Annotated in this window: 18 protein-coding genes; 10 read left to right on the top strand and 8 right to left on the bottom strand. The window is 73.1% G+C overall.

Annotation, left to right across the window (positions count from 1 at the left end):
• Positions 1–180: 180 nt before the first annotated feature.
• Positions 181–1047 carry a PHP domain-containing protein gene (locus EDM22_RS18050; RefSeq protein WP_122938475.1) on the bottom strand — a complete coding sequence of 289 codons (867 nt, stop codon included), beginning with the start codon at positions 1045–1047 and terminating at the stop codon, positions 181–183.
• 98 nt (positions 1048–1145) lie between these two features.
• Here EDM22_RS18050 and EDM22_RS18045 point away from each other — a divergent pair, with 98 nt between their 5' ends.
• From EDM22_RS18045 to EDM22_RS18035, 3 genes are all read left to right on the top strand, one after another.
• Positions 1146–2171 carry an endonuclease/exonuclease/phosphatase family protein gene (locus tag EDM22_RS18045; RefSeq protein ID WP_122938474.1) on the top strand — a complete coding sequence of 342 codons (1026 nt, stop codon included), beginning with the start codon at positions 1146–1148 and terminating at the stop codon, positions 2169–2171.
• A gap of 131 nt (positions 2172–2302) precedes the next feature.
• Entirely contained in the window at positions 2303–3886 is a 1584-nt protein-coding gene (locus EDM22_RS18040; RefSeq protein WP_122938473.1) for an aminopeptidase P family protein, read from the top strand.
• Between the two features lie 109 nt (positions 3887–3995).
• Positions 3996–5417 (top strand): M1 family metallopeptidase, encoded by a 1422-nt coding sequence (locus tag EDM22_RS18035; protein WP_122938472.1) that lies wholly within the window; start codon positions 3996–3998, stop codon positions 5415–5417.
• Between the two features lie 41 nt (positions 5418–5458).
• Here the strand turns inward: EDM22_RS18035 and EDM22_RS18030 are convergent, their stop codons facing one another.
• Positions 5459–6157 carry a YflT domain-containing protein gene (locus EDM22_RS18030; RefSeq protein WP_212591987.1) on the bottom strand — a complete coding sequence of 233 codons (699 nt, stop codon included), beginning with the start codon at positions 6155–6157 and terminating at the stop codon, positions 5459–5461.
• 67 nt (positions 6158–6224) lie between these two features.
• On the opposite strand from EDM22_RS18030, the gene EDM22_RS18025 reads away from it, so the two are divergent.
• From EDM22_RS18025 to EDM22_RS18010, 4 genes are read left to right on the top strand one after another with little or no spacing between them, the layout of a single operon-like run.
• A complete protein-coding gene (locus tag EDM22_RS18025; protein WP_122938471.1) occupies positions 6225–7559 on the top strand; it encodes a magnesium transporter MgtE N-terminal domain-containing protein in 1335 nt (444 codons plus the stop codon).
• Complete coding sequence (locus tag EDM22_RS18020; protein WP_122938470.1) at positions 7546–8067, top strand: DUF1003 domain-containing protein; 522 nt, start codon at positions 7546–7548, stop codon at positions 8065–8067. The genes EDM22_RS18025 and EDM22_RS18020 overlap by 14 nt, the downstream gene beginning before the upstream one ends.
• A complete protein-coding gene (locus EDM22_RS18015) occupies positions 8054–9220 on the top strand; it encodes an Mrp/NBP35 family ATP-binding protein (RefSeq protein ID WP_122938469.1) in 1167 nt (388 codons plus the stop codon). Before EDM22_RS18020 ends, EDM22_RS18015 begins: the two co-directional genes overlap by 14 nt.
• A gap of 4 nt (positions 9221–9224) precedes the next feature.
• A complete protein-coding gene (locus tag EDM22_RS18010) occupies positions 9225–10094 on the top strand; it encodes a hypothetical protein (RefSeq protein WP_122938468.1) in 870 nt (289 codons plus the stop codon).
• 4 nt (positions 10095–10098) lie between these two features.
• Here EDM22_RS18010 and EDM22_RS18005 read toward each other — a convergent pair whose 3' ends face one another.
• Positions 10099–11718, bottom strand: a complete 1620-nt coding sequence (locus EDM22_RS18005) for a pyridoxal phosphate-dependent decarboxylase family protein (RefSeq protein WP_122938467.1) — start codon at positions 11716–11718, stop codon at positions 10099–10101.
• Entirely contained in the window at positions 11715–13085 is a 1371-nt protein-coding gene (locus EDM22_RS18000; protein ID WP_122938466.1) for an MFS transporter, read from the bottom strand. The genes EDM22_RS18005 and EDM22_RS18000 overlap by 4 nt, the downstream gene beginning before the upstream one ends.
• Positions 13086–13162: 77 nt before the next feature.
• Between EDM22_RS18000 and EDM22_RS17995 the strand changes: the two genes are divergently transcribed.
• Positions 13163–14713 (top strand): succinic semialdehyde dehydrogenase, encoded by a 1551-nt coding sequence (locus EDM22_RS17995; RefSeq protein WP_122938465.1) that lies wholly within the window; start codon positions 13163–13165, stop codon positions 14711–14713.
• Positions 14714–14738: 25 nt separating this feature from the next.
• On the opposite strand, the gene EDM22_RS17990 is transcribed toward EDM22_RS17995, so the two are convergent.
• Positions 14739–15128, bottom strand: a complete 390-nt coding sequence (locus EDM22_RS17990) for a twin-arginine translocase TatA/TatE family subunit (protein ID WP_122938464.1) — start codon at positions 15126–15128, stop codon at positions 14739–14741.
• Positions 15129–15215: 87 nt separating this feature from the next.
• Between EDM22_RS17990 and EDM22_RS17985 the strand changes: the two genes are divergently transcribed.
• The gene (locus tag EDM22_RS17985; RefSeq protein ID WP_122938463.1) at positions 15216–15848 is read left to right on the top strand and encodes an O-methyltransferase; all 633 of its coding nucleotides are present in this window, start codon (positions 15216–15218) and stop codon (positions 15846–15848) included.
• Position 15849: 1 nt separating this feature from the next.
• Here EDM22_RS17985 and EDM22_RS17980 read toward each other — a convergent pair whose 3' ends face one another.
• The 3 genes from EDM22_RS17980 to dapE all read right to left on the bottom strand — a co-directional run bounded on the left by EDM22_RS17980 (position 15850) and on the right by dapE (position 18494).
• Complete coding sequence (locus tag EDM22_RS17980) at positions 15850–16023, bottom strand: DUF3117 domain-containing protein (RefSeq protein ID WP_067875042.1); 174 nt, start codon at positions 16021–16023, stop codon at positions 15850–15852.
• Positions 16024–16150: 127 nt separating this feature from the next.
• On the bottom strand, positions 16151–17383 hold the full coding sequence (locus EDM22_RS17975; protein WP_245989530.1) for a hypothetical protein: 1233 nt from the start codon (positions 17381–17383) through the stop codon (positions 16151–16153).
• 10 nt (positions 17384–17393) lie between these two features.
• A complete protein-coding gene (gene dapE / locus EDM22_RS17970) occupies positions 17394–18494 on the bottom strand; it encodes a succinyl-diaminopimelate desuccinylase (protein WP_122938462.1) in 1101 nt (366 codons plus the stop codon).
• Positions 18495–18583: 89 nt separating this feature from the next.
• Between dapE and dapD the strand changes: the two genes are divergently transcribed.
• Positions 18584–19552: a 2,3,4,5-tetrahydropyridine-2,6-dicarboxylate N-succinyltransferase gene (gene dapD, locus EDM22_RS17965; RefSeq protein WP_122938461.1), complete on the top strand. Its 969-nt coding sequence runs from the start codon at positions 18584–18586 to the stop codon at positions 19550–19552.
• The last annotated feature ends 94 nt before the right edge of the window (positions 19553–19646 follow it).

Raw genomic sequence — 19646 nt, 5'->3', positions numbered from 1 at the left:
GCCGCCGCCGCCGTCGCGGCCCGCGTCCGGGCAACACGGCTCCCGCCGCCTGACCCACGACCACGGCGCAACGGGCCGGCCGCGACCCCGGTCGCGGCCGGCCCGTTCCCGTCCGCGGTCGAGGCGGCGCCGCGGCATCCGGCGACCGGACCCGGGATCAGCCGACGAGCCGACGCGGCATCACCCGAAGACCGGGCTCGTCCCGGTGCCCTCGGCGATGATGCGCTCGACGACCTCGGGCGGCGTCGTGTACGCGCCGAGGCGGTTGGGCTTGCCCGAGCCGTGGTAGTCGCTCGAGCCGGTGACCGCGAGGCCGTACTTCGCCGCGAGCTCGCGGAGCCGTCGCTTGGACCCCTCGCGGTTCTCGGGGTGGTCGATCTCGAGGCCGAAGAGGCCCGCGTCGACGAACCGGCGCAGCTTGTCCTCGGGGATGACGTCCTCGGCGCCACGGGTGCCCGGGTGCGCGAGCACCGGAACCCCGCCCGCGGCGCGGATCAGCCGGATCCCCGTCAGCGGGTCCGGCGCGTAATGGGGCTGGGCGTAGCCGCGCCGCCAGTGCAGGATGCCGTCGAACGCATCCGAGCGGGTGGCCGCGTGCCCGCGCGCGACGAGCGCGTCGGCGATGTGCGGCCGGCCGATGGTGGCGCCCTCGGTGGTCTGCGAGAGCACGTCGTCCCACGTGAGGTCGTAGTCGCGTCCGATGCGCCGCACGATCTCCTCGGCACGGGTGAAGCGCGACTCGCGGATGCGCGCGGTCTCGGCGAGCAGGGCCTCGTCGAGCGGGTCGATCAGGTAGGCGAGCACGTGCACGCTCGCGAACTGGATGCGCGTCGAGAGCTCCATGCCCGGGATGAGCGTGATGCCGCGCTCGCGTGCTCCGGCGGCGGCGGCGGCCCAGCCGGCCGTCGAGTCGTGGTCGGTGAGCGCGAAGGCGCCGAGCCCCGCCGCCGCGACGGCCGCGACGAGCTCCGCCGGGGTCTCCGTGCCGTCGGACACCGACGAGTGCGTGTGCAGGTCGGCCGCGACGATGACGGGGGCTTCGGCCATTCCTCCATGCTAGCCGGGGCATGTTCACCGACGACTCCCAGCGGATCCATGGCCGCCGGGCCCCTCGCCGCGCCACCGGCTCCCCTACGCTGGTTGGAATGCTCCCCCGCATCCTCGGCTGGGCCGTCGTGCTCGGAACGGCGGCACTCGCCGCGATCCTCGTGTGGCCGCAGGCGTTCGGCCTGCAGGACCAGTGGATCGCCGCGCACGTCGTGGCGCTCCGCGGGGTGGCCGCGGCCGGCGGGATCGCCGCGGCCGCGGTCTTCGCGCTGCTGGCACTGGTGCGTCCCCTGCGGTGGTTCGCGGCGGCGATGGCGATCGTGGTCGCCCTGTTCGCCCTCGGCAACGTGGGCGTGCTCGCCGTGCGCGGCGCGGGCGGGGCGGGCGACGCTGCGGCCGCGGCATCCGGATCGGTCACCGTGCTCTCGTGGAACACGCTCGGCGAGGTGCCCGACGCGACCACCATCACCGACCTGGCGCTCGCCGAGGGCGCCGACGTCATCGTGCTGCCCGAGACCACGGGCCCGCTCGGCGAGCAGGTCGCGATCGCCATGCGCGAGGGCGGCAGTCCGATGTGGGTGCACACGGTGGCGTTCGACGAGATCGCGAAGGCGCGCTCCACGACGATCCTCATCTCGCCCGACCTCGGCGACTACCGGGTGGTGTCCGAGCTCGTGCCCGGCCCGCCCGGCAACACGAACACGCTGCCGTCGATCGTCGCGGAGCCCGTCGACGGCGACGGGCCGCGCATCGTCGCCGTGCACGCCGTCGCGCCGATCCGCTGGGAGCTGCGCAACTGGCGCAGCGACCTCGACTGGATCGCCGAGCGGTGCGCGGGCGGCAACGTGATCATGGCGGGCGACTTCAACGGCACGCTCGACCACTTCGCCGGCCGCGGCGTCGACGGCGGCGATCTCGGCCGGTGCTCGGATGCGGCGGCCTCGGCCGGGTGGGCCGCAGTGGGCACCTGGCCCACCGACCTGCCGCCGATGTTCGGCAGCCCGATCGACCACGTGCTCGCCACCTCCGACTGGACCGTCGACTCCTTCGAGGTCATCGAGGCGCTCGACGGCGCAGGCAGCGACCATCGGCCGATCGTCGCGACGCTCTCCCCCGCGGGCTGAGCGTCTCCCCGCCGGCTGAGCGCCTTCCCCTCGGGCTGAGCGTCTTCCCCGCGGGCCCAGCGAACTCCCCCGCCGGTTGAGCGACCCCGAGCCCATCTTGAGGGCGGGCCGCCTGGTGGGAGAATGGACGCATGACGAACCCCGGCGACACCTCCACCAGAACGGCCACCGTGAACGACTCCGACGAGGAGCCGACGCCGGAGGAATCCGCTCGCAACGCGAACCGGTCGACGACCCCGGGTTCCGAGGGGTTCAAGGCGTTCATCGGCAGCGGCTGGGCGCAGCGCGACGAGGCCCTTCCGTCCGCACGCGCACAGGCGCAGTACGCCGCGGCGCGTCGTGCCGCCGTCTCGGCGGCGTTCCCGGGCGTGCGCCTCATCGTGCCCGCCGGCGACATGAAGCAGCGCGCCAACGACACCGACTACCCGTACCGGGCGCACTCCGCCTTCGCGCACCTCACCGGCTGGGGCTCGGACTCCGAGCCGGGCGCCGTGCTCGTGTTCGAGCCCGAGGGCGGCGAGGGCCACGTGGCCACCGTCTACTTCCGCGAGCGCGCGGGCCGCGACTCCGAGGAGTTCTACGCCAACCCCGCGATCGGCGAGTTCTGGATCGGCGCACGCCCCTCGCTCGCCCACGTCGCAGCCGATCTCGCCATCGCGACGGGCGGCATCGCCGACCTCGACCGCGTGTTCGACGCCGTCGACACGTCGACGCTCGTGCTGCGCGAGGCGGATGCCGCGATCACCGAGCGCGTGGACCACGCGCGCATCCGCTTCGCCGCCGAGCAGGCGCTCTCCACGAACGCCTCGGACGCGCCGTTCAGCATCGAGGTCGGCCACGAGCACGCGCCCGACGGCGAGCTCGCCCGAGTGCTCTCGGAGCTCCGCCTCGTGAAGGACGAGTTCGAGATCGCCGAGATGCGCGCCGCGGTCGACGCGACGCAGCGCGGCTTCACCGAGGTGCTCGCCGAGTTGCCCCGCATCACCTCCGAGGTGCGCGGCGAACGCGTCATCGAGGGCGTCTTCGCGACGCGTGCCCGGCTCGAGGGCAACGACGTCGGCTACGGCTCGATCGCCGCGGCGGGCCCGCACGCCACGATCCTGCACTGGACGCGCAACGACGGCCCCGTCGTGCCGGGCGACCTCGTGCTCCTCGACGCCGGCGTCGAGCTCGACAGCTACTTCACCGCCGACATCACGCGCACCTTCCCGGTCAACGGCAGCTTCTCTCCCGTGCAGCGCCAGGTCTACGAGGCGGTGCTCGAGGCGGCGGATGCCGCGTTCCGGGTCGTGAAGCCCGGCGCGATCTTCCGCGAGGTGCACGCCGCCGCGATGGAGGTCATCGCGCGCAAGACGGCGGAGTGGGGCTTCCTGCCCGTCTCGGCCGAGGAGTCGCTGCAGCCCGACAACCAGTTCCACCGCCGCTACATGGTGCACGGCACGAGCCACCACCTCGGCCTCGACGTGCACGACTGCGCGCAGGCACGACGCGACCTCTACATGGACGGCGTGCTCGAGGCCGGCATGGTCTTCACGATCGAGCCGGGCCTCTACTTCCAGCCCGACGACCTCACGGTGCCCGCGGAGTTCCGCGGCATCGGCGTGCGCATCGAGGACGACATCCTCGTGACCGCCGACGGTGCGGAGAACCTCTCCGTGGGCATCCCGCGCACCGTCGCCGAGGTCGAGGCCTGGGTGCGCGGCGCGGCGGGCTGACCTGCTGGCGGGTGGACTGGAGGCATTCGACGGTGGCGGCTGCCACCGTGGTCGTCTACATTCGGCAGCACTGCCGCGATCGGCAGCCGACGCAACGCTGGAGGATCCCATGCCGTCTCGCCGTCCCGCACTGCTCGCCATCGCATCGGCGATCGCCGCCGCCGCGCTCCTTGCAAGCCCGGCCGTCGCGGTCGCGGCACCTCCGGAGTACACGCCGGGCGCCGATGGAGCCGGCGACCCGTACTTCCCGCTCGCCGGCAACGGCGGCACCGATATCGTGCACTACCACCTCGACCTCGACTACACGCCGGCGCCGCCCGACCCGGCGCCGATCGAGGGTCGCCTCGACGGCGTCGCCACGATCGACCTCGTGCCGACCCAGGATCTCAGCCGATTCAACCTCGACCTCCGCGGCCTCACCGCCACGGAGGTGACCGTGGCCGGAAAGGCCGCGACGTTCACGCAGACGTCGAACGAACTCGTGATCACTCCCTCCAAGAAGGTGAAGGCCGGCAAGGCCGCCCAGGTCGTCGTCCGCTACGGCGGCACGACGACCCGGCCGACCGACATCGAAGGAGCGCTGTACGGCTGGGTGACCACGCGCGACGGTGCGATGGTCGTGAGCGAACCCGACGGGTCGGCCACGTGGTTCCCCGTGAACGACCACCCGACCGACAAGGCCACCTTCTCGTTCGAGATCACGGTGCCCGAGGGCCTCGTCGCAGTCGCGAACGGGCTGCCCAGTCGCCCGGCCACCACGGCCGACGGGCGGACGACCTGGTACTGGGACGCGCCCGACCCGATGGCCGCCTACCTGGCGACGGCGAGCGTCGGCGACTACGTCGTGAACCAGTACGTGGCCGCCAACGGCACGCCGATCTTCGACGCAGTCGACCCGGCACGTCTCGGGGCGCCTTCGGAGAGCCTCGCGCTCACGAGCGACATGCTCGTCTTCTTCGAATCGCTCTACGGTCCGTACCCCTTCGGCTCGTACGGCGCGATCGTCGACGACGACTCGGTCGGCTACGCCCTCGAGACGCAGACCCGGTCCTTCTTCTCCCGCACCGCTCGGGAGGGCACGGTCGCGCACGAGCTCGCCCACCAGTGGATGGGCGACGAGGTGAGCCCGTTCCGCTGGGCCGACATCTGGCTCAACGAGGGCTGGGCGACGTACTCGCAGTGGATGTGGACGGAGCACCGCGGCGGCCAGACCGCCCAGGCGTCGTTCGACGACTACCTGTCGATCCCCGCCGACGACGAGGAGTGGGAGCTCGTCGTGGCGGACCCGGGTCCGCTCGGACTCTTCCTGAACCCCGTCTACGACCGCGGCGCCGCAACCCTGCATGCACTGCGCGTGAGGATCGGCGACGAAGCGTTCTTCGACCTGGCGAAGCAGTGGGTCGAGCGGTACGGCGGCGGTACGGCGTCGACCGCCGACTTCATCGCCCTCGCGGAGGAGGTCTCAGGGGCGGAGCTCGGCGACTTCTTCGATATCTGGCTCTACACGCCGGAGAAGCCGACGGACTGGTAGTCGACGCGCCGGTCGGCGTCGCGCGGCTCAGCGCCCCTCGGTCAGGCGCCGTCGCCCGAGTCGCGCCGCTCGCGCTCGGCCCGACGACGGGCGTCCTGCGCCTCGCCGTAGGTAAGGCCCCTCGGTTCCTCGGCGGGCTGCTCGCCCTCGGCACCACCACCGGCTGTGGGCCCGGCGGGAGCGGGCGGCTCGGCGGGCGGAGCCGGGGGCGCGGCGGGCGGGCTCCACGCGGGAGCGGCCGGGAACGCGGCATCCGTCGTGCCGAGCACCTGGCGGGCCCGGGCGACATGCTCGGGCTCGGCGATCACGGCGTAGCGCGTGGCGAGCACCTGCATGACCGAGGTGAAGTCGCGGCGCCGGCGGTTGATCGAGTACGACACGACGCTGAAGATCGCGCCGAAGCCGGCACCGAGCAGGATGGCCGAGCCGAGGATGCCGATCGAGGCGCCCGTCGGCGAGAAGATGAAGAGGAGCAACCCGAGGAACGTGCCGAACCACGCGCCCGAGAGCGCGCCGGCGGCCGCCGCGCGCCCCCAGCTGAGCGTTCCGGTGATGCGCTCGACGCTCGTGAGGTCGGTGCCGACGATCGAGAGCTCCCGCACGGGGAACTCCGCCTTCGCGAGGCGGTCGACGGCCTCCTGCGCCTCGGCGTAGGTCTCGTAGCTCGCGACGGTCTCGCCCTTGGGCAGGGTGGGGAAAGCGCGGCCGACACGGCCGCCGAACGGGGATTGGCTGCTCACCCGGCCATTGTCCCACGGCGCCCTCTTCCGGACCGGAACGGGGGCGGCCGGGGGTAAGTTGGGTGTCGTGAGCGCAACGAGAGTCTTCGTCGCCCGACTCGCCGGGTGCGCCGTCTTCGACCCCGCCGGGGATCGGGTCGGCCGCGTGCGCGACGTGCTCGTCGTGTACCGTGCGAGCGACCCTCCGCGCGTGGTGGGACTCATCGTCGAGATCCCCGGCAAGCGCCGCGTCTTCGTCTCGATCGGCCGCGTCACCTCCATCGGCGGCGGCCAGATCATCACCACGGGCCTCATCAACCTGCGCCGGTTCGAGCAGCGCGGCGGCGAGGTGCGCGTCATCGCCGAGATGCTCGGCCGCAAGGTCGCCTTCAACGACGGCTCCGGCGCCGCGACCATCGAAGACGTGGCGATCGAGGAGCGCGAGCCCGGCGAGTGGGAGGTCGACCAGCTCTTCGTGCGGCGGCCCAAGGCGGGAGCGTCGCCGTTCTCGAAGGGCCAGTCGGCCTACGTCACGTGGCGCGAGGTGCGCGAGGCCAACCCGAGCGGTGAGGCCCAGTCGGCCGAGCAGCTCATCGCGACCTACTCCGAGCTGAAGCCCGCCGACCTCGCGAACACCCTGCTCGACCTGCCTGCGCAGCGACGGCAGGAGGTCGCCGAGGAGCTTCCCGACGACCGGCTCGCCGACGTGCTGGAGGAGATGCCCGAGTCCGACCAGGTCGAGATCCTCGCCGGGCTGGGCGACGACCGCGCCGCCGACGTGCTCGACCACATGTCGCCCGACGACGCCGCCGACCTCATCGCCCAGCTCCCCGAGGAGCGCGGCGAGCACCTGCTCGAGCTCATGGAGCCCGAGGAGGCCGAGGACGTGCGCTTCCTCCTCTCCTACGGACCTGACACCGCGGGCGGGCTCATGACCACCGAGCCCATCATCGTCTCCGCCGACGCCACGGTGGCCGAGGGCCTCGCGCTCATCCGCCGCCACGACCTGCCGCCCGCGCTCGGCGCCGCGGTGTGCGTGACCCTGCCGCCGTACGAGCCGCCCACCGGCCGGTTCCTCGGCATCGTGCACTTCCAGCGGATGCTGCGCTACCCCCCGCACGAGCGACTCGGCAGCCTCATCGACCAGGGCCTCGAACCGGTCCGCGCCGACACGTCCGCCGCCGAGGTGAGCCGCATCCTCGCGAGCTACGACCTCGTGTCGGTGCCGGTCGTCGACGAGAAGCATCGACTCGTCGGGGTGGTGACGATTGACGACGTGCTCGACTACCTCCTGCCCGATGACTGGCGAAGTCACCCCGATGACGAACGCGAGGTGACGCGCCGGGCGACGGCCCGGGCACAGCTCGCGACGGGAAGCATCCCGATCACCAACGGAAGGAGGGCAGGAGATGGCACGCGCTGACGTCGACGACCGACGATTCGACACCCCGAAGGGCATCCGCCGATCGCCGTCCTTCCGTCTTTCGGGCGACCGCGACCGGTTCGGCCGCTTCACCGAGTGGGTCGCGCGCGCCATGGGCACGCCGGGCTTCCTGCTCGGGCTCACCGTCTTCGCGATCGGCTGGATGGCGTGGAACACGTTCGCGCCCGAGCCGCTGCGGTTCGATTCGATCGCCATCGGATTCACCGCGCTGACGCTCGTGCTCTCGCTGCAGGCCTCGTACGCCGCCCCGCTCATCCTGCTCGCCCAGAACCGGCAGGACGACCGCGACCGCGTGCAGATCGAGCAGGACCGGCAGCGAGCCGAGCGCAACCTCGCCGACACCGAGTACCTCGCCCGCGAGGTCGTGGCGCTGCGGCTCGTGGTACGCGACCTCGCGACGAAGGAGTTCATCCGCCAGGAGCTGCGGCAGGTGCTCGAGGAGCTCGACCGCCGCGACGAGGAGGAGTCCGAGCATGCCGCGACCTGACGTCGAGCGCGCCGTCTCCGCGGCGCTCGCGAGCGTCATCGACCCCGAGATCCGCAAGCCCATCACCGAGCTCGACATGGTCGACGAGGTGCGTGCGACGGATGCCGGCGGCGTCGCGGTGCGCGTCGCGCTCACGATCGTCGGCTGCCCGGCATCCGATCGCATCGAGCGCGACGTGCGGGCCGCCGCCGAGCAGGTGGTGGGCGCGGGCAATGCCACCGTGGAGCTCACCGTGATGACGCCCGAGCGACGGGCCGCGCTCACCGAGCGGCTGCGCGGCGGCCGGGCGCGCGGCAATCCGTTCGGCCCCGGCACCCTCACCCGCGTGATCGCGGTGACGAGCGGCAAGGGCGGAGTGGGCAAGTCGACGCTCACCGCGAACCTCGCCGTCGCGCTCGCGGCCCGGGGGCTCTCGGTGGGCCTCGTCGACGCCGACGTGCACGGCTTCTCGATCCCCGGCCTGCTCGGGCTCGTCGACGAGCACGGCAACGCAGCGCGCCCCACCCGCGTCGACGACATGATCCTGCCGCCCGTCGCCCACGGCGTGAAGGTCATCTCGATCGGCATGTTCGTCGAGCCCACCGAGCCGGGCGGGCGCGGCTCCTCGGTCGCCGTCGCGTGGCGCGGGCCGATGCTGCACCGCACACTCCAGCAGTTCCTCACCGATGTCTACTTCGGCGACCTCGACGTGCTGCTCGTCGACCTGCCGCCGGGCACGGGCGACGTCGCGATCTCGCTCGGGCAGCTGCTGCCCAACGCCGAGGTGCTCGTCGTCACGACGCCGCAGCCCGCGGCGGCCGACGTCGCCGAGCGCTCGGGACTCGTCGCGCGCCAGACCGGCCAGCAGGTCGTCGGCGTCGTCGAGAACATGGCCGGACTCCCCCAGCCCGGCGGCGGCATCCTCGACCTCTTCGGATCGGGCGGCGGCGAGGAGGTCGCCCGGCGGCTCTCCGTGGGCGCCGACGCGCCCGTGCCGCTCCTCGCGAGCGTGCCCCTGAGCGTCGCGCTGCGCCGTGGCGGCGATGAGGGGATGCCCGTCGTGCTCGCGGAGCCCGACGACCCTGCGGCACGCGCGATCGAGGCGGTCGCCGCCGCGCTCGCGGCCCGCCCCCGTTCCCTGAGCGGCCGCCGTCTCGACGTCTCGGTGCGGTGATCGGATGCCGCGCGCTCGCCTCCTCGGCCGGCTCGCGGCCGTCGTCGCGCTCGCGTCGGGCGCGTCGCTGCTCACGTCGTGCGCCGGCGCCGACGAGGCGCCGCCCCTCCCCGACGGCCTCTCCGTGGAGGTGCGGCAGAGCCGTCTCGACGCGGCCGACGGCATCCTCGTCGTGGGGTTCACGAACGCCGGCCCGGAGCCGGTCACGATCGACGGCTTCGAACTGCGGTCGCCCACCCTCGAACCGGGCATGTCGTACGCCGACCCGTTCGAGCTCCGGGCCGACGGCGGCAAGCTCGACATCCGCATCGAGCGCACGCCCACGGTGTGCGACGCGAACGCCGACCCGGCCGACGCCACGGTCTTCGTCGAGGCGACGACCGCCGAGGGCCCGCGCGACGGCGAGCTGCGGCCCGACGACCCGTTCGACACGCTCCCACGGCTCGTCGACACCGATTGCCTTGCCGACTCGGTCGCCGCGGTCGCCGACATCCGCATGCCCGAGACGCTGCGCAGCGAGGGTGCGGGCCTCGACCGGCGCGCCTACCTCGACGTGCTCGTCGAGCCCGTGGCAACGGGCGATCTCACGATGCACCTCGGCACGGTGTACGGCACGACCCTCCTCAACGCCGAGGGCGGCACCGACTGGGTGATCGACCGCGACGTCGCGGCGGGGGATGCGCCGTTCACGATCTCGCTCCCGGTGAAGCCCGCCCGGTGCGACGCCCACGCGATCGCCGACGACAAGCGCGGCACGATCCTGCCGTTCGAGATCACCACGAGCGACGGGCGCGCGGGCCGGCTCGATCGCCCCGCCGGCGACGCCCTGAAGTCCGAGCTCTACGCCTACTACGACGAGCGCTGCGGACTCTGAGCCGTCACTCCGGCCGGAACGGCCGCGGTTCCACGACGCGCGCGAGCAGTTCCACGAGCAGCCGCTCGGTGAGCGGCGCCGGCAGGGCCTCGACGAGCGCGAGCACGGGCGCGAGGCGATCGGGCAGCGCGTCACCCGCGTCGGCGCCGCCGGCATCCGCGTCGCCGGCACCCGAACCGCCGAGCAGGCCGAACGCGCCGAGCAGCGCCGCCGCCGCGTCGGAGTCGAGACCGTCGGATGCCGCTGCGAGCGCCGCCGCGCCGCCCGGGAGCTGCGCGGCCATCGCGGCGAGCACCTCGGCACCGTCGACCCGCGGGACCCCCCGCACGGCGTCGGCCGCGGCGACCAGTGCCGGAGCGAGCTCGGGGAGCGCCGCCTCCGTCACCGGGGTCACGGTGAGGTGGGTCGTGTGCGGCAGGCGGGTGCCGTCGGACTGCTGGAGCCCCGGCTGCAGCTGCAGGTGCCATCCGGCCGCGCGCGCGGCATCCGCCCAATGGTGCGGGTCGACACGGCGATCGGGCGGCACCTCGTCGTCGGTCGCGACCGCGAGCAGCGGGCCGGTCGGCGCCCCGACCACGCGCAGACCGTCGATGCCGCCGACGACGTCGCGGAGCGCCGTGGTCGCGCGCGCCGCACGTGCGGTGAGCTCGGCGAAGCCCGGCTCGCCCAGCGCCTCGATGATCGCCCACGCCGCGGCGAGCGGGCCCGCGGGGCGCGATCCCGCCATCGTCGCGTTCACGACGGGGTAGCCCGGCCACTCGGTCGTCGCGAAGTACTGGTGGCGCTGCCGGTCGCGGCCGCGGGTGAGCAGCACCGACACGCCCTTCGGGGCGTAGCCGTACTTGTGCAGGTCGGCCGAGAGGCTCGTGACGCCCGGCACCGCGAGGTCCCACGCCGGCAGGTCGTGGGGCCAGAACGCGAGTGCGAAGCCGCCGATGCAGGCGTCGACGTGCAGGGCGATGGCCCGCGGTCCGGTGATCGCGGCGACGTCGGCGATCGGATCGAGGCTCGCGAACGGGTACGACGGGGCGCTCAGCACGACGAGGGCGACGTCGTCGCCGAGCCGCTCCTCGATCGCCGCAACGCTCGGCGCACCGGTCTCAGGATCGACCGGGACGAGGTCGAGCGCGAGCCCGAAGTAGTGGGCGGCCTTGTGGAAGGCGGCGTGCACCGTCGTGGGCGCGACGATCCGCGGCGTGCGCGGGGTGCCCAGGCGCGCCTCGCGCCAGACGTCGCGTGCGGTCTTCACCGCGAGCAGGCAGCTCTCGGTGCCGCCCGAGGTCACGGAGCCGACGACGACGCCGCCGCCCTCGGCCGTGCCGTGCCGGTCGGCGCCGTCCACGCCCGGCCCGTCCGCGCCCGGCTCGTCCTCGCCGTGGAACACGCGACGGGCGAACCCGACGACCGAGGACTCCATCGCCGCGACCGAGGTGAACGTGGTCGGGTCGAGGCCGTTCACGGGCTGCACCAGCCGTGCGGCATCCGCCGCCAGGGCGTCGAGCTGCGGCAGCCCCGCGTCGTACACGTACGAGAGCACACGGCCGCCGTGCGTCGGCGCATCCGCCGCGCGGAGCGCCTCGATGTCGGCGAGGATGTCGGCGGGCGGCCGCCGGAACGCGGTCATCGCAGCACCGCCGTGGCCGCGGCATCCGTGTCGATGTCGCCCCTGCGCAGCGGATACCGCCGGATGAACCAGAGGCTCAGCAGCACGAGGGCGGCCGGCACGAGGCTGAAGCTCACCGTGATGCCCGCGATCGCGGCATCCGGCTGGGCGACCACGGCGGCGCCGGATGACTCGACGTAGCCGGTCGCGGCGAGGGCGAGCGTGAGCAGGGTGGCGCCGAGCGCCATGCCGGCGGTCTCGCCCGCGGTCCAGACGCCGCCGAAGCTGCCGGCACGGCCGAGGCCGTGCGTGCGGGCGTCGTGGGTGACCACGTCGGGCAGCATCGCCATGGGCAGCGACTGCATGCCGGCGTACGCGGCGCCGGCGACCGCCACCGGTGCGTAGATCCACGCGCCCGGGGCCCACAGCATGCCCACGAGGCTCGCGGCGGCCACCGCGAAGAGCGCGCTCGCGAGCGCGAAGCTGCGCTCCTTGCCGATGCGCCGGGCGAGGCGGCCGCACAGCGGAGCGCACAGCACAGCGGGGCCGATGAGTGCGACGAAGAGGAAGGTGAGCGCGTCCTCGGAGTCGAGCACCCACACGGCCACGTAGTTCGCGCCGGCCAGCATGACGCCGGTGGCGAGGCCCTGGAGCACGAAGGCCGCGAGGAGGTCGCGGAACGGGCGGCTGCGGCGGAGGGCGTCGATCCCCTCGGCGTAGCCGGCGCGGATGCTGCGCCGCGGTCGCGCCCCCGACGGTTCTCCGCGCGGCGCCGTCGACGTCGCGATGAGCATGCCGACGCCGATCGCGAGCCCCGCCACGACCGCCATCACGAGGTAGCCGAGCGCCTCGTCGTCGCCGCCGGCGCGGCGCAGGATGGGCCCGCCCGCACCGAACAGCAGGATCGCGGCGCTCAGCACCACGACGCGCCACGTGAGCAGGCGCGTGCGTGCGTCGTAGTCGGCGGTGAGCTCCGCGGGCAGGGCGATGTACGGCACCTGGAAGAGGCTGAAGGCGGTCGCCGTGGCGAGGAACGCCACGAAGACCCAGGCACCGGATGCCGCGGGCGCGAGCCCCGTCGGCACCGCGAACGTGAGCACGAAGCCCACAGGCAGCGCGATCGCGCCGACCCGCATCCACGTGCGACGCGTGCCCGTCGACGCGAGGACGCGGTCGCTGCGCTCCCCGATCCACGGATCGATCACCACGTCCCACACCTTGGCCGCCGTGACGACGAGTCCGGCGACGAGCGCGCTCACGCCGAGGGTGTCGGTCAGGTAGAACACGAGCACGAGTCCGGGGAGCGTCGCGAAGCCGCCGGTGCCGATCGAGCCGATCGCGTACCGGGTCACGACGCCGCGGGTGAGGGATCGCTCCGGTGCGGTCATGGAGGCAGTGTACCCATCCGGGAGTCGAAGTGGGTCAACTGTCCTAGACGGTGCCGGCACGCGCCTAGACTGTGCCCATGCGCGCCACGACGGCCTCTCCCGACCTCTACGCCTCCCTCGTCGACGACCTCGTGACCTCGGGATCGGAGACGATCCCGATCGCGAGTCCGAGCACCGGTGAGACGCTGCACGAGCTGCCGCGCTCGAACGCCGACGACGTGCGCTCCGCGGTGGCGCGGGCGCGCCTCGCGCAGCTCGCGTGGGCGCGCGCGGGGTTCGCGCATCGTCGGCGAGTGCTCCTCGCCGCGCACGACCTGGTGCTCGAGCGGCGCGAGCAGCTGCTCGACCTCGTGCAGCTCGAGAGCGGCAAGACGCGCGGGCAGGGCTTCGAGGAGGTGTTCCAGGCGGCATCCGTGACGCGCTACAACGCCCTCTCGGCCGAGCGCGTGCTTCGCGGCCATCGCCGGCGCGCGGCGGTGCCGCTCGTCACCACCACTCGAGTGCGGTACCGCCCGAAGGGCGTGGTGGGCGTGATCACCCCGTGGAACTACGCCCTCTCGCTCGCGGCGATGGACGTCGTCCCCGCGCTCGCGGCGGGGTGCGCGGTCGTGCAGAAGGCCGACGACCAGGGCGCGCTCTCGATCCTCGCCCTCCGCCGGGCGTACATCGAGGCCGGCGTCCCGGAGGCACTCTGGGCCGTCGTGACAGGCTCACCCGACGAGGTCGGCGAGGCGCTCACCGACGAGGTCGACTACGTGTGCTTCACCGGCTCGACCGCCACCGGCCGCCGTATCGCCGAGAAGGCCGGACGACGCCTCATCGGCGCTTCCCTCGAGCTCGGGGGCAAGAATGCACTCCTCGTCCTCGACGACGTGGATCCCGAACAGGCGGCAGCGGATGCCGCGTACGCCTGCTTCTCGGCGATGGGGCAGCTCTGCGTATCGATCGAGCGGATCTACGTGCAGCGGGCCGTCGCCGACCGGTTCACGAGCGCGCTGGTCGCCCGCCTCGAGTCATCCCACGTCGCGACGGAACTCGACTACACCGCGGACTTCGGCTCGCTCGCGACCGCCGCCCAGCTCGGCCGCGTCGAGGCGGAGCTCGAGGACGCCGTGGCGAAGGGCGCGACGGTGCTCACGGGCGGCCACCGCGTGCCCGAAGCCGGCCCGTGGGCGTTCGCTCCGACCGTGCTCACCGACGTCACGCCGGACATGCGCGTGTTCGCCGACGAGACGTTCGGCGCCGTCGCGACCCTCTCCGTGGTCGACACCGAGACGGAGGCGATCCTCGCCACGAACGCCTCCGACTACGGTCTCAACGCCGCCGTCCTCACCGGGTCGCTGCGTCGCGGGCAGCGAGTCGCCGAGGCGCTCGAGGCCGGCAGCGTGAACATCAACGAGGGCTACCGGGGCACGTTCTCGTCGGTCGATGCGCCGATGGGCGGCGCGAAGCAGTCGGGCGTCGGCCGCCGCAACGGCCCCGAGGGGCTGCTGCGATTCGTCGAACCCGTCACCATCTCGGCTGCCACCGGACTGCTGCAGTTGCCCCGCACGGGCGCGGAGTTCAATGGCATGACCGCGGCATTCCTGCTGCTCGCGCGAACGCTGCGCGCGCTGCGCCGCGCCTGAGTCAGGCACGAGCGGCGGCCGCGGCTCAGGTGGCTTCGGAGTCGAACGGCGCGGGCTCGCCCGCGCCGAGCGCCTCGCGCTGCCGCTTGCGCTGCAGGTAGGCGGAGTCCTGGTTCACGGCGGCACGCGCCACGACGGGACGCTGCGGCTGCGCGAACGGGTCGACGTCGCTGAGCGCCTCGCGGATGATGCGCCGCGGGTCGTACTGACGAGGGTCGAGCTTGCGCCAGTCGACGTCGTCGAATTCGGAGCCCATCTCGTCTTTGACACGGCTCTTGGCGCCGTTGGCCATGTCGCGCAGCGAGCGTACCAGCTGGCCCAGCTTGGCCGCGTAGAGGGGCAGGCGTTCGGGCCCGAGCAGGAAGACGGCGATCACCCCGATGATGAGGAGCTTCTCGAACGTCAGACCGAACATTCCTACAGGATAGTCGGCGGCGGGGCGTGCGAAGCGCCATCGCAGGCCCCCCTAGGCTGGGGGTCGAGAAACCCCGGGAGCCGCAACGTGTCCGAACACGACCTGAACTGGAAATACGTCGACGAGTCGGTCGTCGAGCACGAGTCCATCGCCAAGGCCCGGCAGCAGTCCCTCGAGCTGGGCGTCGAGCCCGTCTCACCCGCAGTGGGAGCACAGCTGGCCGTGCTCGCTGCCGCGGCGCGCGCCCGCACCCTCATCGAGGTGGGCACCGGCGTCGGCGTCTCGGGCCTGTGGATGCTGCTGGCGGCGCGCACCTCGCAGCTCACCTCGATCGACATCGAGACCGAGTACCAGCAGCACGCGCGCGAGCACTTCGCCGACGCGGGCATCGCGCCCGCACGGGTGCGACTGATCGCCGGACGGGCGCACGAGGTGCTGCCCCGCATGAACGAGAGCTCCTACGACCTCGTCTTCATCGACGCGGACGCGCCCTCGGTGATCGAGTACGTGGAGCACGGACTCCGGCTCGCGAAGCCCGGGGGGATCGTGCTCGTGGCACGAGCACTCTGGAAGGGCCGAGTCGCCGATCCGGCGAAACGAGACGAGGCGGCGACCGCGTTCCGCACGCTCATCGCTGAGCTCGCGGCATCCGCTGCCGTCGCCACCTCGGTCTCGCCGGCCGGAGACGGCCTGCTGCAGATCGTGAAGCTGGGCGCCTGACTCAGGCGGGGTTCACGACGCCGCCGAGGACGTCGTAGAGCTCCTTGGCCTCAGCGTCGTTCACCGAGACGACCAGGCGACCGCCACCCTCGAGCGGCACGCGCACGATGATGAGGCGCCCCTCCTTCACAGCCTCCATCGGTCCGTCTCCGGTACGTGGCTTCATGGCCGCCATTGAGCTACCCCTTTCGTGGCTGAACTTCCATTATCGGCTATCCCGAGCGGCGCCGGGTAATCGAGGCCGGTTCTGTGGACAGCTCGGGAAACGTTCACCCGACCGGAACGCGCCGTGCGCCGGTCGTTCACGGCGGCGTCCAGTCGCGCCCGTCGATGCCCCACGCGATGAGCAGCCAGCCCACCTGCAGCGCCACGGAGAGCACGATGAGCGACCAGCGCCACACGCGCGAGCGCGGCACCGCGAGCGCGCCGACGATCGGGAACATCGGCGCGAGCAGCCGGAACGAGCTCGACTGCGGGAAGAACACGGCCAGCAGGTACAGCGCGTAGCTGCCGAGCCACAGCCGGATGTCGACGCCGAGCCGGCGCACCCACGGCGACCACAGCGCGAGCGCGAACGCGGCGACGAGCGCGATCACCGAGATCGTGCCGAGCGGCTGGTCGAGCCACCAGTCGCCCGCGAGGAACCACGGCGTGAACGGCACGAGCGCCTGGTACCCGATGTAGGCCGACCGCCACGCGAGCTCGGTGTCGGTGTACGCCGAGGGCACGCCGGTCGCAGCCCACGCGATGCCCGCCCAGGCGAGTCCCGCGACGACCGCGAAGAGGGCGACGGATGCCGCGAGCACGCGTTCGCGCAGCGGGAACGGGTCGCTCCCCCGGCGCCACCACCGCACGAGCCAGTGCAGCCCGAGGGTGAGGGCGAACGCGAGGGCCCCGGGGCGCGTGAACGACCACGCCGCGACGAGCGGCACGAGCCATCCGTAGCGCCGGTCGACGAGCAGCAGCAGGGCCGCCGCGAGGCACAGGAAGCCGAGCGACTCGGCGTAGCCGAACTGCATGATCGGCGAGACGGGCGCGACCGAGAACAGCACGACCGCGAACATCGCCTGGTCGGGTGCGAGGAACCGCGACATCAGCCGGTGGAACACGAGCGCCGCGCCGAGCCCCGCGGCGAGCGCGACCACGACGGATGCCGCGTTCCACGGGAGGCCGGCGAACGTGACGACGCGCACCAGCACGGGGAACACGGGCATGAACGCCCAGGCGTTCTCGCCGACGTGGCCGTCGTCGGTGAGCGGCAGTCGGGAGGGGTAGCCGTAGTACGAGATGATCTCGTACCAGCGCGCGTCCCAGAGGTTCGCGTACTCGAAGTAGCCCGGATGCGCCGCCGTCCACGGGTTCGCGCCCTGCACACTCGCGAGGAGCAGCACGATCACGGTCGTGACGGCGCGGGCGGCCGCGTACACGAGCACCACGCGCCCCCACCAGGGCAGCACGCGGTAGCGCACGACCGGCGACCACCGGTGCCGCCGGAACGGGTCGGGCTCGCGCACCACGGGCTCGGCAGCGGTCACGGCGCTGCCGTCACGCACCGCCGGTGAGCCAGGCGCGCAGCGCCCGCTCGGAGGCGAGGATCTCGTCGCAGTCCACCCGTTCGTCGTCGGCGTGGGCGAGCATCGGGTCGCCCGGGCCGAAGTTCACGGCGGGGATGCCCATCGCGCTGAAGCGCGCGACATCCGTCCACCCGTACTTCGGGCGCGCCTCGGCGCCGACCGCACGCACGAACTGCTGCGCGAGCGGGTCGTCGAGGCCGGGCCGCGCGCCCTCGGCGGCATCGGTGACGGTGAGCTCGTACTCGGGGAAGATCGCCCGCACGTACGCGATCGCGTCGTCGACGGAACGGCTCGGAGCGAAGCGGTAGTTGACGACGACCACGGCCTCGTCGGGGATGACGTTGCCCGCGATCCCGCCTGAGACGCCGACCGCGCTGAGGCCCTCGCGGTAGTCGAGTCCGTCGACCGTGACCGTCTCCGCCTCGAACGCGGCGAGGCGCTCGAGCGCGGGCGCGAGCTTGTGGATGGCGTTCACGCCGACCCAGCTGCGGGCGGAGTGGGACCGGCGACCGGTGGCCCGCAGCTCGACCCGGAGGGTGCCGTTGCATCCGCCCTCGACCTGGCCGTTCGACGGTTCGCCCAGGATCGCGAAGTCGCCCCGGAAGAGATCGGGCCGATTGCGCGCGAGGCGGCCGAGGCCGTTGCGGTCGGCGCCCACCTCCTCGTGGTCGTACCACATCCACGTGATGTCGGCGATGGGATCGGCGAGCTCGCGCGCGAGCTTGAGCTGCATCGCGACGCCCGCCTTCATGTCGACCGTGCCGCGGCCCCGCAGCCACCGGCGGCCGTCGACGTTCTCGAAGCGGGTCGGCAGGTTGTCGTTCACGGGCACGGTGTCGATGTGGCCGGCGATGACGACGCGGCGGTCGCGGCCGAGGTTCGTGCGCGCGACGACGCAGTCGCCGTCGCGGATGAGCTCGAGGTGCGGGGCGTCGGCGAGCGCGTCGACGATGAGGTCGGCGAGCTCGCGCTCCTCGCCCGACACGCTCCACACGTCGCAGATCGCCTGCGTGATCGCCACGGCGTCGGCCGAGAGGTCGAGTGCGGGCCGTGACGTGCGGGGATCAGCCATTCCCCAAGTCTAGGTCTGGGGCATCCGCACGCCTCGTCACACGACGACCGCCGACGGCACGGTGCGGCACCCCTCGGTACGCTGGAGGCATGCCCGCCGACACCGTCATCACCGTGCCCGCACGCGCCGCCTGGGCCGACGGACTCGAGACCGTCGCCGCCGACGGCACCGTGCTCGACGCCTGGTTCCCCGCGCCGCAGCTCGGCGAGCTGCCCGCCGGCCGCGAGCCGTGGATCGTCCCGGCCGAGATCGAGCACCTCATCGGCGCCGACGCGCGCCGCGCCGTCACGATCCGCCCGGTCAACGTCGCGATCCGGCTCGACGAGCCGCCCGCGAGCACCGCCGACGCCTACCTGCGCCTGCACCTGCTCTCGCACCTGCTCGTGCGCCCCAACACGATCAACCTCGACGGCATCTTCGGGCACCTGCCCGCCGTCGTCTGGACGAACGCCGGGCCCGTGCATCCGGCCGACTTCGACCGGCTGCGCCCCGCGCTGCAGCGTGCCGGCATCCACGCCACCGGGCTCGACAAGTTCCCGCGCCTGCTCGACTACGTCACGCCCGAGCGGGTGCGCATCGCGGATGCCTCGCGCGTCCGCCTCGGCGCCCACCTCGCGCCGGGCACCACCGTCATGCACGAGGGCTTCGTGAACTTCAACGCCGGCACCCTCGGCACCTCCATGGTCGAGGGACGCGTCTCGCAGGGCGTGGTCGTGGGCGACGGCAGCGACATCGGCGGCGGCGCCTCGATCATGGGGACGCTCTCGGGCGGCGGCACCGAGCGCGTCTCGATCGGCGAGCGGGCCCTGCTCGGCGCCAACTCGGGCATCGGCATCTCGATCGGCGACGACTCGGTCGTCGAGGCGGGGCTCTACGTCACGGCGGGCACCAAGGTCGTCGTGGTCGGCGGCCCGGGCGAGGCCGGGCGCACCGTCAAGGCCGTCGAGCTGTCGGGCGTGCCGAACCTGCTCTTCCGGCGCAACTCGCTGAACGGACGCGTCGAGGTGCTCTCGCGCACCGGCGAGGGCATCGCGTTGAACGCGGCCCTGCACGCCTGAGTCGCCCGCGGGCGGCGCGCGGCCCCATGGCGCGCCGCGGCATCCGTGGCCCCCGCGCCGGGCATGGCGCCGGGCGCGACCGGCGCGACGGCGC

The sequence above is a fragment of the Agromyces tardus genome, from assembly GCF_003710805.1.
Classification (GTDB): Bacteria; Actinomycetota; Actinomycetes; order Actinomycetales; family Microbacteriaceae; genus Agromyces; species Agromyces tardus.
Note: the sequence above shows the minus strand (reverse complement) of the source record. Positions and strands in the feature narration are given on the sequence as shown.

Bases quoted from the DNA above. Each gene is read 5' to 3' on its own strand.
- EDM22_RS18050 (WP_122938475.1), bottom strand. From the start codon at position 1,047: ATGGCCGAAGCCCCCGTCATCGTCGCGGCCGACCTGCACACGCACTCG.
- EDM22_RS18045 (WP_122938474.1), top strand. From the start codon at position 1,146: ATGCTCCCCCGCATCCTCGGCTGGGCCGTCGTGCTCGGAACGGCGGCA.
- EDM22_RS18040 (WP_122938473.1), top strand. From the start codon at position 2,303: ATGACGAACCCCGGCGACACCTCCACCAGAACGGCCACCGTGAACGAC.
- EDM22_RS18035 (WP_122938472.1), top strand. From the start codon at position 3,996: ATGCCGTCTCGCCGTCCCGCACTGCTCGCCATCGCATCGGCGATCGCC.
- EDM22_RS18020 (WP_122938470.1), top strand. From the start codon at position 7,546: ATGGCACGCGCTGACGTCGACGACCGACGATTCGACACCCCGAAGGGC.
- EDM22_RS18015 (WP_122938469.1), top strand. From the start codon at position 8,054: ATGCCGCGACCTGACGTCGAGCGCGCCGTCTCCGCGGCGCTCGCGAGC.
- EDM22_RS18010 (WP_122938468.1), top strand. From the start codon at position 9,225: ATGCCGCGCGCTCGCCTCCTCGGCCGGCTCGCGGCCGTCGTCGCGCTC.
- EDM22_RS18005 (WP_122938467.1), bottom strand. From the start codon at position 11,718: ATGACCGCGTTCCGGCGGCCGCCCGCCGACATCCTCGCCGACATCGAG.
- EDM22_RS18000 (WP_122938466.1), bottom strand. From the start codon at position 13,085: ATGACCGCACCGGAGCGATCCCTCACCCGCGGCGTCGTGACCCGGTAC.
- EDM22_RS17995 (WP_122938465.1), top strand. From the start codon at position 13,163: ATGCGCGCCACGACGGCCTCTCCCGACCTCTACGCCTCCCTCGTCGAC.
- EDM22_RS17990 (WP_122938464.1), bottom strand. From the start codon at position 15,128: ATGTTCGGTCTGACGTTCGAGAAGCTCCTCATCATCGGGGTGATCGCC.
- EDM22_RS17980 (WP_067875042.1), bottom strand. From the start codon at position 16,023: ATGGCGGCCATGAAGCCACGTACCGGAGACGGACCGATGGAGGCTGTG.
- dapE (WP_122938462.1), bottom strand. From the start codon at position 18,494: ATGGCTGATCCCCGCACGTCACGGCCCGCACTCGACCTCTCGGCCGAC.
- dapD (WP_122938461.1), top strand. From the start codon at position 18,584: ATGCCCGCCGACACCGTCATCACCGTGCCCGCACGCGCCGCCTGGGCC.